At 53.8% G+C, this 16069-nt stretch carries 14 protein-coding genes; 10 read left to right on the top strand and 4 right to left on the bottom strand.

The window, feature by feature from the left end; translation table 11 throughout:
• Nucleotides 1-2 precede the first annotated feature (2 nt).
• Complete coding sequence (locus ACTH5D_RS03710) at nucleotides 3-692, bottom strand: arylesterase (protein ID WP_441668509.1); 690 nt, start codon at nucleotides 690-692, stop codon at nucleotides 3-5.
• On the opposite strand from ACTH5D_RS03710, the gene ACTH5D_RS03705 reads away from it, so the two are divergent.
• The 4 genes from ACTH5D_RS03705 (at nucleotide 691) to ACTH5D_RS03690 (ending at nucleotide 6254) form a co-directional block, all read left to right on the top strand.
• Nucleotides 691-1527 (top strand): ABC transporter ATP-binding protein, encoded by an 837-nt coding sequence (locus ACTH5D_RS03705; protein WP_441668507.1) that lies wholly within the window; start codon nucleotides 691-693, stop codon nucleotides 1525-1527. The two genes, ACTH5D_RS03710 and ACTH5D_RS03705, sit on opposite strands and share 2 nt — an antisense overlap.
• Nucleotides 1524-4091: an ABC transporter permease gene (locus ACTH5D_RS03700; protein ID WP_441668505.1), complete on the top strand. Its 2568-nt coding sequence runs from the start codon at nucleotides 1524-1526 to the stop codon at nucleotides 4089-4091. The genes ACTH5D_RS03705 and ACTH5D_RS03700 overlap by 4 nt, the downstream gene beginning before the upstream one ends.
• Before the next feature lie 235 nt (nucleotides 4092-4326).
• Complete coding sequence (locus ACTH5D_RS03695) at nucleotides 4327-5232, top strand: alpha/beta fold hydrolase (protein ID WP_441668503.1); 906 nt, start codon at nucleotides 4327-4329, stop codon at nucleotides 5230-5232.
• Nucleotides 5233-5246: 14 nt separating this feature from the next.
• Nucleotides 5247-6254: a patatin-like phospholipase family protein gene (locus ACTH5D_RS03690; RefSeq protein WP_441668501.1), complete on the top strand. Its 1008-nt coding sequence runs from the start codon at nucleotides 5247-5249 to the stop codon at nucleotides 6252-6254.
• Between the two features lie 3 nt (nucleotides 6255-6257).
• Here the strand turns inward: ACTH5D_RS03690 and ACTH5D_RS03685 are convergent, their stop codons facing one another.
• Entirely contained in the window at nucleotides 6258-6827 is a 570-nt protein-coding gene (locus ACTH5D_RS03685) for a Smr/MutS family protein (RefSeq protein ID WP_441668499.1), read from the bottom strand.
• 187 nt (nucleotides 6828-7014) lie between these two features.
• On the opposite strand from ACTH5D_RS03685, the gene prmB reads away from it, so the two are divergent.
• The 5 genes from prmB to phaC all read left to right on the top strand — a co-directional run bounded on the left by prmB (nucleotide 7015) and on the right by phaC (nucleotide 12249).
• Nucleotides 7015-7974 carry a 50S ribosomal protein L3 N(5)-glutamine methyltransferase gene (gene prmB / locus ACTH5D_RS03680; protein ID WP_441668497.1) on the top strand — a complete coding sequence of 320 codons (960 nt, stop codon included), beginning with the start codon at nucleotides 7015-7017 and terminating at the stop codon, nucleotides 7972-7974.
• Between the two features lie 13 nt (nucleotides 7975-7987).
• Complete coding sequence (aroC, locus tag ACTH5D_RS03675; RefSeq protein WP_235039819.1) at nucleotides 7988-9079, top strand: chorismate synthase; 1092 nt, start codon at nucleotides 7988-7990, stop codon at nucleotides 9077-9079.
• 107 nt (nucleotides 9080-9186) lie between these two features.
• Nucleotides 9187-9633 carry a hypothetical protein gene (locus tag ACTH5D_RS03670; RefSeq protein ID WP_441668495.1) on the top strand — a complete coding sequence of 149 codons (447 nt, stop codon included), beginning with the start codon at nucleotides 9187-9189 and terminating at the stop codon, nucleotides 9631-9633.
• A 169-nt stretch (nucleotides 9634-9802) separates the two neighbouring features.
• Complete coding sequence (locus ACTH5D_RS03665) at nucleotides 9803-10213, top strand: phasin family protein (protein ID WP_441668493.1); 411 nt, start codon at nucleotides 9803-9805, stop codon at nucleotides 10211-10213.
• Nucleotides 10214-10329: 116 nt separating this feature from the next.
• Nucleotides 10330-12249, top strand: a complete 1920-nt coding sequence (phaC, locus tag ACTH5D_RS03660) for a class I poly(R)-hydroxyalkanoic acid synthase (protein ID WP_441668491.1) — start codon at nucleotides 10330-10332, stop codon at nucleotides 12247-12249.
• A gap of 89 nt (nucleotides 12250-12338) precedes the next feature.
• Here phaC and ahpF read toward each other — a convergent pair whose 3' ends face one another.
• Nucleotides 12339-13895: an alkyl hydroperoxide reductase subunit F gene (gene ahpF / locus ACTH5D_RS03655; protein WP_441668489.1), complete on the bottom strand. Its 1557-nt coding sequence runs from the start codon at nucleotides 13893-13895 to the stop codon at nucleotides 12339-12341.
• A gap of 118 nt (nucleotides 13896-14013) precedes the next feature.
• Nucleotides 14014-14577 (bottom strand): alkyl hydroperoxide reductase subunit C, encoded by a 564-nt coding sequence (gene ahpC / locus ACTH5D_RS03650; protein WP_235039814.1) that lies wholly within the window; start codon nucleotides 14575-14577, stop codon nucleotides 14014-14016.
• A 357-nt stretch (nucleotides 14578-14934) separates the two neighbouring features.
• Here ahpC and ACTH5D_RS03645 point away from each other — a divergent pair, with 357 nt between their 5' ends.
• Nucleotides 14935-16038, top strand: a complete 1104-nt coding sequence (locus ACTH5D_RS03645) for a polyamine ABC transporter substrate-binding protein (RefSeq protein WP_441668487.1) — start codon at nucleotides 14935-14937, stop codon at nucleotides 16036-16038.
• Nucleotides 16039-16069: the final 31 nt, after the last annotated feature.

Here is a 16069-nt window from a genome sequence, read left to right as displayed (position 1 = left end):
ATTTAGGACAGATGGGCATCGACTGAGAATTCTTCAAGAAGCGACTCAACCTCAGGCCATACATTGTCTAAAATAATCGGCTGTGCTTCAGCAGTAGGGTGAATGCCGTCGCTTTGCATCAGCTGTGCATCCAAGGCGATGTCTTCAAGTAAGAAGGGCACTAGCGCCACGTCGTACTCCTCCGCCAATGAGTGAAATACGCCCGTAAACGCATCGCGGTACCCTTGGCCATAGTTCGGCGGAATATCAATGCCCAGCAGCAGCACCTGCGCCCCGGCTTCTTGACTCTGCTCAATCATGTTGGCTAGGTTTGCCTGCATTTGATTAGGTGCCAAGCCGCGCAAGCCGTCATTACCGCCCAGTTCAAGTAGAACAATATCGGGCTGTCGTTGTCCGATAATGTCAGTGAACCTTTGTAGCCCCCCAGACGTTGTTTCACCGCTAATGCTGGCATTGATAACCTGTGCTTTATCGTCTAGGCGCTCGGCCAGTAAGCTCACCCAGCCTTCTTCACGCTCAATGCCGTAAGCGGCGCTTAGGCTGTCGCCCATTACTAGTAGGGTGGGGCGCGTGTCTTCACTGGCAGGTTCTGCGTTGACTGAGGTTGAGGTCCAGGTGGCTACCAGTACTAGTACCCATACGGTTACCATACGGTTCAGCCCACACCAAGCTTTAGGGATGCCATGCTTCATGCCTTACTCCTCTGATCCAACTGAAAACTCAGCGGCACACGCCTCGTTAACGAATGAACACTCAAATGGTGCCCGCCGCCCTCTTACAGACACCCCCGTGGCGCATAACGTTCCTCATGGCGTTGCCGGACACCCCGTTCTACATGCCGACAGGCTCTCGAAAAAAGTCACCAGCGGAGAGCGCTCGCTGACTATTTTACACGACCTGTCGCTAAGCGTAGAAGCGGGTGAAAGTGTTGCGATTTTAGGTAAAAGCGGTGCGGGTAAATCAACGTTGTTGGGGCTGTTGGCGGGTCTGGATACACCCAGTGATGGTGAGCTTATGCTCTTCGGTCAAGCGCTCAGCCGGTTAGATGAGGATGGACGTGCGGCACTAAGGGCGGGGCGAGTGGGTTTCGTGTTTCAAAATTTTCAGTTATTACCCACGTTGAGTGCGCTGGAAAACGTCATGCTGCCATTAGAGCTTTCCCCCCGTGCCGGAGAAACACAAACCGCGACTAAGTGGTTAGCGCGCGTGGGGCTTGGCGAGCGCGTCGATCACCTCCCTAAGCAGCTGTCTGGTGGCGAGCAGCAGCGGGTGGCGGTGGCTCGCGCTTTCGTCACTGACCCTGAGCTGGTGTTTGCCGATGAACCAACCGGCAATCTTGACTCGGATACCGGCGCTCAAATCATTGATCTGCTTTTTACGTTGAACCGTGAAGCAGGCACGACGCTCATTTTGGTTACCCATGATCACGCTCTGGCTCGTCGCTGCGACCGCTGTCTGCGCCTGGATCAAGGCAAGTTAGAACCTTTTGTGCCAGTAACCGTCTCGGTAGGTGAGGGGGCGCAATGAGCGATGTGAATTGGCGCTTAGCGATGCGCAGTCTAAAACGAGACCTTCGCGCTGCTGACGTGCGCGCTCTGTTTATCGCTCTGGTGCTGGCCGTTGCGGCATCGACGATGATCGCTTTCTTTTTGGACCGTTTAGAACGTGGCTTGGAGCGTCAAGCAAGCCAAATGCTGGGCGGCGACTTAGTGTTAGAGCAGCGCGATCCTTTTTCCGAAGAGCTGCGGGCCACTCTGGAAAATGCCGGCTTTACGTTAAGTGACCAGGTTGATCTCGTTTCCATGATTAGCCGCGGCGAGCGCTTTCAGCCCGCGAGTCTCAAAGCTGTCGATGATGTTTATCCTCATTACGGCGTATCACACGTCGATTTTGGCAATGGCACTGAGGAGGCTGCATCAGGCCCCGCGCCCGGCGAAGCATGGGCTGACCCGCGGCTAATGCAGTTAGTCGAGATACAGCTCGGTGATCAAGTACAGGTAGGCCAAACCGAGCTTACCGTGACGGGCATTGTGGAGCGTGAAGCAGACCAGTCCGCTGGATTCAGCAACTTTAACCCGCGCTTAATGATTAATACCGCGGATGTTGAAGCGACCGGGCTAATCCAGCCTGGCTCGCGCATAGAGTTTGAAATATTAGCGGCAGGCTCGCCAGCGGCACTCGAACGGGTTCAAGACCTGCTGGCGGAGCTCCGCCGCGACGGCGTCGAGGTTCGCGATGTGCGAGTCGATCGGCCTCAACTGGGGAACGCTTTACAGCGCGCTGAAAGCTATCTAGGACTTGCTGGGCTAGCCGCCGTACTGCTGGCAGGCGTGGCGGTCGCGATGTCGACCCGGCGCTACGTCGAACGTCACTTAGACACTGCCGCGCTGTTGCGCTGCTTTGGCGCCAGTCAGCGCCAGTTAGTATCAATTTTTACTCTTCAACTACTCGGGCTAGCCCTGGTCGCAGCGGTGATTGGGGCGCTGCTTGGGCTTGTTGGACAAGCTGTTTTACTCCGGGTGCTGGTGAGCTTTCTGCCCATGACGCTCCCGCCACCGGGGCTAATGCCGCTAGGGCTGGGCGTTTTCACAGCGATTGCAGTGTTAGTTGGGTTTGCTGGGCCAACCTTGCTGCGTATTAAACAAGTTAGCGCTTTGAAAGTGCTGCGCCGCGAGCTGGATCCGTTGCCGCCTTCTGCATGGCTAGTGGTGGGGGGGGCGAGCATTGTGTTTGGCGGATTGCTATGGCTTTACTCAGGTAGTCTGGGGCTAGCAATTGCGCTATTAATTGGCGGGGCGATGCTGCTCGGTTTGCTGTGGCTGATAAGCGCCTTTTTACTCAGCGCTTTATTGCGCGGTGTGCAACGAGTAACGGGAAGCAATGAGTGGTCGCAGGCGCTACGATTAGGCGGTCGTCAGTTGGCTCGCAGACGCCAGGCAGGCCTGGGTCAGCTGCTAGCATTTTCGGTGACGTTCTTTGCGATGGCGATGATTGTATTAGTGCGCGGTGATCTGTTGAGCACCTGGCAAGATCAGCTGCCTGAAAATACCCCTAATTATTTCGCGATCAACATTCAACCCTCCGAGCGAGATCCTTTTAAAGCGGTCGTTTCACAGCGTGTAGAAACTCAAAGCACCCTGTACCCAATGGTGCGCGGTCGCGTTATCGCTATTAATAATCAGCCCCCAGAGGGTGCCGTACCGCAGGATGCGCGTGGCGATGGTTCGCTACGCCGTGAGCTAAACCTCACATGGCAAGCAGAACTGCCCGATGGTAACGAGTTAGTCGCCGGAGAATGGTTTGCGACAGCGCAAGCAAGCGACGTCAGCCAAGGATGGATGAGTGCGGTTGAGGCAACGCCGCAAGCAACCCCAGTGCCTATTTCGATGGAGGATGGGCTGGCTGGAAGGTTAGGCCTAGGCATTGGCGATGAGATCACGTTCTCAGTCGGTAGCGACGAGATAGCGACACAAATTACCAGCCTGCGTAGCCTTCACTGGGACAGCTTTCAGCCGAATTTTTTCGTTATCTTTCCGCCGGGCGTGCTTGAGCAATTTGGCCACAGCTACATTACAGCCTTTCATTTGCCTGAAGCGGAAAGTGGCCTGATTAGAGAGCTGATTACCGATTTTTCCGGTGTGTCGTTGCTCAACGTGGATGCCATCTTAGGCCAAGTGCATGACGTGCTTAGCCAAGTGACGCGGGCCGTGGAGTTGGTGCTGGCGCTGGTGCTTTTGGCCGGGGTTAGCGTGCTTTATGCGGCGTTAACCGCAAGCCTTCCGGTGCGCGCCCATGAAAGCGGTTTGCTGCGTGTCTTTGGGGCAGGCAGTCGGATGATTTCACGCGTACAGGGAGCCGAGTATGCGCTGCTAGGCTTTGCCAGTGGTTTGATGGGGGCGGTATTGGCAGAGTTTGCCACGGCGGCACTGTATATTTATTGGCTAGATCTCACGCCAACCTTCCACCTAGGGCTATGGCTATTATTGCCACTCGGCGGGGCTGTGCTGATTGGCGTGATTGGCCACGCGCTATCACGTGGTTTGCGTCGCCAAGCCCCGGCGGCCAGTTTAGGGCTTCTCGGGGAGGCGTAGCGGTATCGCTGCGTATCAGCGTGCGAGCCAAAAGCCGACTACGGTGGCGCTGATAACAGCAATGAGAAAGACAAGATTACGGGCGCGAGTATCGCGGCGTGGTTTCATGGCAACACCAAAATAAGCGTGGAGAGAAAAGCAGCAAAAGTATTACGCCGGGCATGGTACCGTTTGTTGCCCGCGTCGTCATCTTGGCTGTCTTCACGCGGCGTTATTGGCCCAGGACTTTTAGCTTATGTACCACTCTGATCTAACGGCTTCCCGCGTTTTTGCGCCGCAGCCACTTTTGCTTGCCGACAGTCGCCTTGCCGCGCTGAGCTGGGGGCGCTCGGATGCTCCCACGTGGCTGGCTCTGCATGGCTGGCTAGATAATGCAGCCAGCTTTTCACGCTTGGCACCGCTGCTGGTTGAGGCACTAAATATTCGCATTGTAGCAGTGGATTTTCGAGGGCATGGGCACTCTTCCCATGTACCTGAAGGCACCGATTATGCATTGTGGGACTATTGTCACGACGTGTTAGATATCATGGACACGCTTGGATTAGAGCAAGCCAGCCTGCTGGCCCACTCAATGGGCGCGGCAGTGGCATGTCTGGTGGCCGCGGCGTTGCCTGAGCGGGTAGTGCGCTTAACCTTGATTGACGGATTAGGCGCACTTAATACGCCGCTGGAAGATACCGCCAGCCAACTGCGCAAAGGGCTGGCAGCTTATCGACGGCCGCTTTCTCGGGCGCCACGCTATGCGGATATAGAAAGCGCGGTCGCTGCGCGCGTGGCGGGCGGTGTGACGCCGCTAGATAGTATAACGGCCGCGCCGCTTGTGGAGCGCAATACGCAGTCAACCGCCGATGGCCATGTACAAATGCGTACTGACGGCCGTCTACTGAAGCCATCGTTGGTGCGTTTTACGCCGGAGCAAGTGCTGTCATTGCTGGCAGATATTAATGCTCCGGTTCTCTTGATTGAAGGCGATAGCGGCATTCTGGGCGAACGTGAGTGGGCCGCTCAAGCGCGGCAGGCGGTCAAAGATTTACACCGCCACGTGCTCATTGGCGGCCATCATTTGCACCTGGAGCCTTGTGCAGTGGCGCAAGTCGCTACAGTGATTGGTGGTCACTGGAACAATACCGATAATCGCTAAAGAAGGACGTTAGCATGAATGAATTGGCTCACTTGGCCAGTGGCAACAAAGTTGCCTTGGTGCTGGGTAGCGGCGGTGCCCGTGGCTACGCGCACATTGGTGTTATTGAGGCATTAGAAGCCCGTGGTTTTGAGATTATTGCCGTGTCCGGTTGCTCAATGGGCGCGCTGATCGGCGGTATTTACGCCGCGGGTAAGCTGCCGGAGTACCGCGAATGGGTATGTAACCTGGATTACTTTGATGTACTCAAGCTGGTTGATGTGACGTGGAGCCCTATGGGCGCGATGCGGGCCAGCAAAGTGATGAGTAAACTAGAGGCGCTGGTAGGCAATATTCTGATTGAAGATCTGTCGATTCCAGTGACAACCGTAGCGACTGACTTAGTGCGCCAACGCGAGGTGTGGTTTCAAAAGGGTTCTCTTTTGCGCGCTATTCGCGCCTCTATCGCAGTGCCGGGTGTTATTACCCCTGTTCATCTTGGTGAGCAAGTCTTGGTCGACGGCGGGCTGCTCAATCCTTTACCCATTATGCCCGTGGTCGCTGCCCATCAAGCGGATTTTGTCGTGGCGGTCAACGTCACTGCGCACAGCCCGCTGCCGGTGACGTTAGAGGAACTGCTTCCCAAAGAAGAAGAGGCCACTGATAGCCGTAGTGACAATGAACGCGAGCGTGACCAAAGTATGAGTAAGTGGATTGGTGATATTCGTGCGGCGACGCGTAAACTTTGGGGTGGGCTGGGCGCCAACGGGGATGAAGAGCCTGATGAGACCACTGAAGCCCGCGGTAAGCGTGAGTGGAGCAAGCTGGATATGATCTTGGAATCGTTTGATATTACCCAGGCGGCGCTGGCTAAATATAAAGTGGCGGGCTACCCACCCGATGTGCTTATTGAAATACCCAAGACCGTCTGTAGCACCTATGAATTTCATCGCGGTAGAGACTTGATCCGTTTAGGTCGTCACTTGGCGGATCAGGCGTTAGAGCGGCGAATGCCGAGTATTGCCTCGGATGCCGCTGAGTAACGGCTAAAGGCTACGTTTACGTAGCAGGATATACACGGCGCCGGTGCCACCATCGACAGGCGCCGCCGAGCAGAATGCCAGCACCCCCGGCCATTCGCGTAGCCATGTATTGGTGTGGCTTTTGAGTACGGGGAAATCAGACGTCGCGCCCCATGCTTTGCCGTGCACCACGAGTACGCAGCGTAGGCCTTGGCGGGCTGAATCGCGTAGAAAACTCTCAAGCTCCGCACGCGCCTCTTCTAGCGTATAGCCATGTAAATCCAACCCCGACTGCCACGCGGTTTGGCCGCGCTTTAGCTGGCTAAAGGTACGCAGCGGCAGGTCAACAACGCTGAATTCCAGATATTCCGACGGGCGTACGGCCTCCACGCGACCATCCGACGTGCGCCTGCTGACCTGCTTCGCATCGCTTTGTACCGCCGCGTGGCGGCGCGCCTCATGTGCCTTTTTATCTTGTTTAGGTTTGCCAGGGTCGGCCTGGTTGTTCGCGATACGGCGTACGCCCGCCGCTGTTAACGCTTCACGGAAGGCACTGATATCATCATCATTGGGAAGGTTGCGGCGTCGCGTCATGGCAAGCTCAGGTGTGAAAAATAGGTGTCAAAACGGTGCATCAGCATAAAGAAGCACAGTATAGCGGGCTGAGCGTTGCTGTGAACCGGGCGGCGTGAAAGGTACAATCTTTTATTCGTCATGTGGATAAAGCGTTATCAGGCACGGCCTGGCTGCATCCAAGATTATCGTTAACCCAGGAGTCGCTGTGACCACGCATCTCAACGCTGAGCATTCTCACTCAACCCTTTCCCTGCCAGAGTCGGCGCTGGTGAGCGAACTTTTCACTCTGCGCGACTACCTGCGCTGGGTATCCAGTGAGTTTTATCTGGCTGGTTTGCATTATGGCCATGGTACCGACTCCGCCTGGGATGAGGCTGTCGCGCTCTGTTTGGGCGCTTTGCATTTGCCGTGGAGCGTTGACCCCGGAGTATTAGAGGCGCGGCTGCTGCCCGTTGAGCGCCTGCGTATCATTGGCATAGCGCGCGAACGCATTACCACGCGTCGGCCGCTGCCCTATTTGCTGGGTGAAAGTTTTTTTGCCGGCCATCCGTTTAACGTTGATGAGCGCGTGCTGATTCCACGTTCACCGATTGCCGAATTAATTGAAGATGGCTTTGCAGCTTGGTTTCCAGAAGAGCCTCCCGCTAAGGTGTTAGACCTATGCACGGGCTCTGGGTGTATTGGTATTGCCACGGCGCTGTATTTGCCCACCTGCGAAGTAGCGCTGGCGGATATTAGCCAAGATGCCTTAGCCGTGTCGCGGCAAAATATAACCCGCCACGATGTGGGCAATCGCGTGCGCGCGCTGGAGTCGGATGTCTTTAATAGCCTGGAAGGCCAGCGCTTTGATTTGATTGTCTCTAATCCGCCCTACGTGGATGCGCGTGATCTTGCGTTGATGCCCGCTGAGTTTCGCCATGAGCCGTCGTTGGCACTGGGTGCCGGTAGTGACGGCTTGGATATTGTGCGGCGTATACTGCGAGAAGCTCGGCAACATTTGACCGATGAGGGCTGGCTGATCGTTGAGGTCGGTAACTCAGATTGCCATGTGAAAGCAGCATTTCCGAATGTTCCTTTTTTGTGGCTAGAATTCGAGCGTGGCGGCCAGGGCGTGTTTGTCCTGAGCGCCGCTGAACTCGACGCCCATGCGGCGTCTTTCGTGTAAGGAATTAACGGCCATGTCTGGCAATACGTTTGGCAAATTATTCAGTGTCACAACCTTTGGTGAAAGCCACGGCACCGCGCTTGGCGCAATCGTTGATGGCTGCCCGCCAGGGCTTCCGCTTTGCGAGGCGGACCTGCAGCACGACTTGGATCGCCGCCGGCCGGGAAGCTCGCGACATACGACCCAGCGCAAAGAGCCGGATCAGGTGCGCATTCTGTCGGGCGTTTTTGAAGGTAAAACGACCGGCACGTCGATTGGTTTACTGATTGAAAACACCGATCAGCGCTCTAACGATTATTCGAAAATTAAAGATCAGTTCCGGCCCGCGCATGCGGACTACACCTATCATCATAAATATGGCCACCGAGACTATCGGGGCGGCGGGCGCTCCAGCGCTCGAGAAACCGCTATGCGGGTAGCCGCCGGGGCCATCGCCAAGAAATATTTGGCGGCTCAAGGGGTGCAGATTCGTGGCTATATGAGTCAGCTAGGGCCGATCAAAATTGACTTCAAACAGTGGGAGTCGGTAGGGCAAAATGCGTTTTTCTGCCCTGACCCAGAGCGAGTAGCTGAGCTTGAAGCCTATATGGATCAACTGCGGCGTGATCAAGACTCGGTAGGTGCTGAAATTACTGTGATTGCTGAAGGGGTTCCCGTGGGGCTGGGTGAACCGGTATTTGACCGCCTAGACGCTGAGCTTGCGCATGGTTTGATGAGCATCAATGCCGTAAAAGGCATTGAAATCGGCGCAGGCTTTGGATGCATTGCCCAACGCGGCAGCGAACATCGCGATGAGATGACGCCCGAAGGATTTCTGTCAAACCATGCCGGCGGCGTGCTCGGCGGTATTTCCAGCGGCCAGCCAATTGTTGCACGTTTGGCGCTAAAGCCGACGTCGAGCATTACCACGCCGGGCCGCTCTATTGATGTGCATGGCCAAGCGGTTGAAGTGATCACGAAAGGGCGACACGACCCCTGCGTGGGTATTCGCGCGACTCCTATTGCCGAAGCTATGATGGCCATAACGTTGCTGGACCACTGGTTGCGCCAACGAGGCCAGAATGGTGACGTTAGCGTTGATACACCGCGTTTAACGCAGCGTTAAAGCCACGGTGAAGTTGGCTTATCGCTGCTACACTCAGACAAAACCCTGGTGTCGGTGAAATTAGTATCGATAAAGTGAGTGTCGGTAAAGCTTGGCAGGAGCCGCCTATGAAGATTAACGTTGAGTTTGATCTTACCCCTGATGAGTTTCGCCAATCACTAGGGCTGCCTGATGTAGAGGAATTCCAAAAGCATCTGCTAGAAAATATTCAGCGGCAAATGGAATCCGGTGTTGAAGGCTATGACCCTATGAGCCTGATGCGGCCTTTCCTACAACAGCCGATGATGCAGCAAGGGCTTTCAGAAGGACTCTCAAAGGGGCTTTCCCAAGGATTAGCGAACTTTGGCACCTACCAGCAAATGATGCTGGATATGCTGCGTCAAGCAGGTAATGCTGCTGCGTCTGATAATTCCTTTACTGCGGATGAAGAGGCCAGCACAGGTGCATCGCGTAAAGACACACCGTCGACAGGAGCGCCGGGCTCAGGCAGTTCAAGCGAGAAGGGTGCGAAGGCTAAAACAGCCGCTTCTTCGCGCTCTCGAGCGAAAGGATAGAAGGTAAGGATACTTTCTAGGGTCGTTTGCAACCCCGTATGTCAGCGGCTACTCGTTTTATAGTGCGTTTTTACAGTGCAGCAATGCTACGCCACCATGAGTCACTCCAGGCGTTTTACATGTGTAGCCTAAGGCTCATGCCAAGGATCCACCGAGAGGAGCAGACACTATGCAAGACAATACGACGGACGCCTTTAACGCACAAACGCGTCAAATGTTTGAGCCTATGCGCAAAATCAATTCGCTGATGCTCAACAATATGGAAAAGATGACCCAGTATCAGTTGGAAGCAATGAAACGCTACAGCCAGATGGGCACCGAGCGTATGCGCAGTGCTACTGAAATCAAAGATGCCGAAGGGCTGCGCGATTTTAGTACTAAGCAAGCAGAAATGATGAACGAAGTGTCCCAGCAGATGCAGGAAGATGCGCGGGCAATGAGTGAGATGAGCCAGCAGTTCAAATCTGAAATGGAAAAGATGTTTAGCGAAGCCGGGCAGCACAAGTCGGAGCAAGCCAAGGCTGCGACCAAAGGCACGCAATCTGCCAAAGCCTCTAGTCAGGCATCGCGTAAAAGCTGAGTGAGATGATCATCGTGGCGTCTTAGGGCGCCGCGATGCTTTTATGATCCTGATTCATGGCCAAGCCGATCGACAGCGTTTGGTGCGCCCGAGAGCGGGCGTAGGGGGGGGTAAGTATGCAGTCAGCGTGGCATAATCCGTTTCAGGCTATATCTCAAAAACTCTCTGAAGGGCTTTCTCAAGGGCTTTCTCAAGGACTTTCTCAAGGACTTTCTCAAGGACTTTCTCAAGCGGAAGCCGATGCTTGGACTGTCCAGCTTAGCGATATTAGCGACCAGTATCAGGGGCTGATGCAGGATTTACTTTCCCGTATTGCACCCAGCGATGTTGCCGACTCTATCTATGCCGATATGCGTGAAAGCTTTGAGGCTGGGGCGCAGTCGCTGATGCAAAATCCTGCTCTGTTGTTTGAAACCCAAACACGTTTACTACAAGACCAGTGGCTGTTGTGTCAGCAGGCGATGCGAGGCATGGCCGGCGAACAAGTCTCACCACTGATAAGCCCAGCGAAAAATGATCGTCGCTTTAAAGACAGTGCGTGGACCCAAGAGCCTTATTACATGGCGATCATGCAGCAGTATTTACTGTTTTCGCAGGCCGTTGAAGAGCTGGTTGAAAGCTTGAGCGGCTTGGATGAAACTCATAAGCGAAATTTGATGTTTTACGCGCGCCAGTTGGTGAATGCGATGGCGCCGACGAATTTTATGACCACTAACCCCGAAGTCATGCGTAAAACGCTGGAAACGCGCGGTCAGAACTTGGTTGATGGTTTAGCGAGCTTACGTGAAGATTTGGCCAATTCCGCCGAGGGAATCAATGTCCGCATGGCTGACCGCGGCGCTTTTGGTATGGGCCACAACATTGCGGTGACGCCCGGTGCAGTGGTGTATGAAAATGAATTGATCCAATTAATTCAGTACACCCCAGCCACAGAGAAAACGTTTAAAACGCCGCTGCTGATGGTGCCGCCGTGGATCAATAAGTATTACATCCTTGATCTGCGTGACGATAACTCCATGGTCAAGTGGCTAGTAGGGCAAGGGCATACGGTCTTTTTGATTTCCTGGCGTAATCCCGGCCCTGAGCAGCGTGATATCACGTGGGCTGACTATATGCAGATGGGGCCCATTAGTGCAATGGATGCCATCGAGCAAGCCTGTGGTGAGAAGTCGGTGAACCTACTTAGCTATTGTGTTGGCGGCACGCTAACGGCTTCAACGGTGGCCTACCTTACGAGCACTCGGCGTGGGCGGAAAGTAAAGTCGGTGACCTATATGGCAACGCTGCAAGACTTCCGCGATCCTGGCGATATCGGCGTCTTTCTCAACGAGCGTGTGGTTAAAGGTATTGAGCAAACGTTACAGCTGAAAGGTTATTTGGATGGCCGTTCAATGGCCTACACCTTTAATTTACTGCGTGAAAATGATTTGTTTTGGTCGTTCTATATCAATAACTATTTGAAGGGTGAAACGCCTGCCGTTTTTGACCTGCTTTACTGGAATACCGATGGCACCAATTTGGCTGCAGGTACCCATGCATGGTACTTGCGCCATATGTATTTGGAGAATCGCTTAGTTGAGCCAAACGGCATTGAATTAGATGGCGTGAAGATTGATTTGCGCAAAATCTCAGCGCCCAGCTATTTTGTATCCACGAAAGAAGACCATATCGCTAAATGGAACAGCACTTACTACGGGGCATTGCTGCCTAAGGGGCCGGCAACCTTTGTGCTCGGCGGTTCGGGGCACATTGCGGGTATTGTTAATCCGCCGAGTAAGAACAAGTATGGATACTGGACCAACGATGCATTGCCGGAAGACCATCAAGCGTGGCTGGAAGGCGCTAGTGAGCATGAGGGCTCATGGTGGCCTCATTGGCAGGCGTGGATAACTGACAATGGTTATGCCGACAGTGGGAAAATGGTGCCTGTGCGCCAACCTGGCGATGGCGCACTTTCCATCATCGAGCCGGCACCAGGGCGCTATGTCAAGATGACCATTCCTGAGGTGTTAGGTGACATACCAACGACGCTGTAAGTGCTGCTGATGATCATAAGAAAGCCCGCTGACGTTGAGCTGACCCTCAACAGTTCAACCCAGCGGGCTTTTTTTGGATTTCTCAAGCGTTAATTGCGAATGAGATAGTCAAACGCGCCGAGCGATGCTTTAGCACCTTCACCCATGGCAATAATGATTTGCTTGTAGGGCACGGTGGTCACATCGCCAGCGGCGAAAACGCCGGGTACGGATGTCATTCCGTGTGCATCGACGATGATCTCCCCGCGTGGTGTCATTTCAATCGGCGAGTCTTTCAGCCATTCGGTATTGGGCACCAGTCCAATTTGTACAAAAATACCTTCCAACGCGATGGATTTGCTTTCATCGTTGGTGCGATCTTTGTAGATCAAACCGTTGACCCGGCTGCCGTCGCCAGTGACTTCAGTGCTCTGTGCATTAAGAATAATATCGACGTTGGTCAGGCTCTTAAGCTTTTTCTGTAGCACTGCATCGGCACGCATCTCGCCCATAAACTCAATCAGCGTCACGTGGCCGACGATGCCCGCTAAGTCGATAGCTGCTTCAACGCCAGAGTTGCCGCCGCCAATAACGGCAACGCGTTTGCCCTTGAACAGTGGGCCATCGCAGTGAGGGCAGTAGGCAACGCCTTTGTTACGGTACTGCTGCTCGCCGGGAACGTTCATTTCGCGCCAACGAGCACCGGTCGCGAGCACGAGCGTTTTACTCTTAAGTGTCGCGCCGGAATCAAACGACACTTCATGCAGGCCGCCTTGAGCCTCTGCTGCTTTAAAGCTAGTGGCGAGCTGCAGGTTCATGACATCGACTTCATAATCTTTCACGTGCTCTTCAAGTGCACTGACAAGCTTTGGGCCTTCGGTATGCGAAACGGAGATGAAGTTTTCAATACCCATGGTATCGGCCACCTGGCCGCCAAAGCGTCCCGCGGCCATGCCGGTGTTAATGCCTTTACGGGCTGAATAGATCGCTGCCGCCGCACCCGCGGGGCCACCGCCAATCACGAGTGTGTCAAAGGCCGCTTTTTCGCTGAGCTTTTTGGCATCGCGTTCAACCGCGCCGGTGTCGACCTTGGCTAAAATCTGCTCAAGCGTCATGCGGCCCTGATCAAACGGCTTGCCGTTCAAATATACGCTCGGCACCGACATGATTTCACGAGACTCAACTTCATCCTGAAACAGCGCGCCGTCAATCGCAACGTGATGAACGTTGGGATTAAAGATAGCCATTAGATTCAGTGCCTGAACAACGTCTGGGCAGTTCTGGCAGGAAAGTGAGTAGTAGGTCTCAAACAGCATTTCGCCGTCAAGAGCCCTGATTTGATCCAGCAGTTTGTCAGAGGTTTTAGGCGGATGGCCGCCTACTTGCAGTAGCGCGAGAACCAGCGAGGTAAATTCGTGGCCCATCGGGATGCCTGCGAAAACGACGCCGGTATCTTCGCCGGGGCGGTTAATCGCAAACGACGGCGTGCGGGCATCTTGTCCGTCGCTGTGCAGAGTAATCTTATCGCTTAGGCTGCTGATATCTTGCAGCAGGCCCAGCAATTCTTGTGACTTGGCACCGTCATCGAGGGACGCAACGATCTCGAACGGCTGAGTCACTTTCTCCAGATACGTTTTCAACTGGGATTTTAAATTGGCGTCCAGCATGACAGTAGCTTCCTCGCAGTACTCTGAGTAGAAACAGAACACCCGGGCAGGACCCGGGTGCTGAGGTATCACTAGCCGCCAAAGCTGAGCTTGGCGGCCGGTTAGATCGATAGGCGGTTTAGATTTTGCCTACCAGATCCAAAGAAGGCGCCAGCGTTTCTTCGCCTTCTTTCCATTTAGCCGGGCAAACTTCGTTCGGGTTAGCGCGAACGTACTGAGCGGCTTTCACTTTACGCAGTAGCTCTTCGGCATTACGGCCAATGTTGCCGGCATTGATTTCGACAATCTGGATTTTGCCGTCAGGATCGACAACAAAGGTACCGCGCTCAGCAAGGCCAGCGTCTTCGATCAGTACCTCAAAGTTGCGTGAAATGCGCAGCGTCGGATCAGCAATCATGGGGTACTGCAGCTTGCCGATGGTGTCAGAGCTGTCGTGCCATGCTTTGTGCGTGAAATGAGTGTCAGTAGAAACACTGTAGATTTCAACGCCCAGCTTTTTGAACTCAGCGTAGTGATCGGCTAGATCACCAAGCTCGGTTGGGCATACAAAGGTGAAGTCAGCGGGGTAGAAGAAAAAGATAGACCATTGGCCTTGCATATCGGCTTCAGTCACATCGACAAATTCGCCGTTAACATAAGCTGTTGCTTTAAATGGCTTAACTTCAGTGTTGATTAAAGACATTCAGGTAATCTCCGCGATTGATGAACGAATGGTTGAGAAGTGATGATTATACTAAGGACTAACCACTAATGAATAAAATTAAGAATAGCCATCTGGTTGATAGTATTTAGCTATTTATTGGTTGGTCAGTGCCACCGTACTGTTGTTAAGTGGGGTCAATGGTGCGAAATACAAGAATTTTTCACATTGTCTTGCGATAGGGGCTCACGCACCGCAAAATTCGCACGGCCAGAATTATGGCCTACGCTGTCTGAGTAGAAGACAGCTCGCCAGCGGGAATACATGGCACAATAATCGCTTAGAATCGTGTTGAAAAGATCGCGTAGCTAGATGGATATAGATAATAGGAGCAGTCATATGGGGAACATTCACAAACTTTCCGCGGCCGTTGCGGCCATCTCGTTCGTCGCAGCGGCTAGCACTACCTACGCCAATGAAGTGCGGGTGTTTAACTGGTCAGATTACATTGCTCCGGAAACGCTTGAAAAATTTACCGAGCGCACCGGCATTGACGTGACCTATGATGTTTACGATAGTAACGAAACGCTTGATGCCGCCTTGCTTGCTGGCCGTTCTGGCTATGATGTGGTGGTGCCTTCTAGCCAATATTTTACACGCCAGTTGAGTGCGGGCGTTTATCAGCCCCTTGACCATGAGCTGTTGAGCAACCTTGGTAACCTTGATCCAGATTTGATGGCTAATCTGGGAAGCGTCGACGGAACGAATGAGTATGCCGTCCCTTATATGTGGGGAACCAACGGTATCGGCTATAACGTCGATCGTGTCGAAGAAATTCTTGGCGAAGAAACCCCTGTCGACAGCTGGGCGCTTTTGTTTGATCCAGAAATTACCGCTGCGCTGAGTGCTGCGGGCTGCGGTATCTCGCTAATGGATTCTGGTATCGAAATGCTGCCAGCAGCGCTGTCCTACCTGGGGCTCGACCCACAAAGTAATGCTAGCGACGACCTGGAAGCCGCAGGCGAGGTGATAACCGGCATTCGCGACGACATTACCTACTTTCATTCCTCACGTTACATTGCCGATCTAGCGAATGGCGATATTTGCGTTGCAGCTGGCTATTCGGGCGATATCTTTCAGGCCGCCGAGCGAGCACAAGAGGCGGGGCGTGATTTCACGGTCGCTTATAGCATTCCCAAGGAAGGCTCTGAGCTGTGGTTTGACATGATGGCGATACCTGCTGACGCACCCAATGCTGAGAACGCGCACGCATTTATCAACTTTATTCTTGACCCCGAGATAGCGGCTGAAATTACTGAATACGTTCGCTACGCCAACCCAAACTTGGCGGCGAATGACTATCTCTCTGACGAGATCATTAATGATCCGGCTATCTATCCGGAAGCCGAGGTGTTACAGAATTCATTTGTACCCTTGGAAAAGCCGCAAAACGTTCAGCGCGTCCTGACGCGCACCTGGAACCGCGTTAAATCAGGTCATTAATAATTGCATCGTCTGGCGGCGAGACAAGCAT

It is taken from the genome of Halomonas sp., assembly GCF_052095695.1.
Classification (GTDB): domain Bacteria; phylum Pseudomonadota; class Gammaproteobacteria; order Pseudomonadales; family Halomonadaceae; genus Vreelandella.
This window is presented reverse-complemented; position numbering and strand designations above follow the sequence as displayed.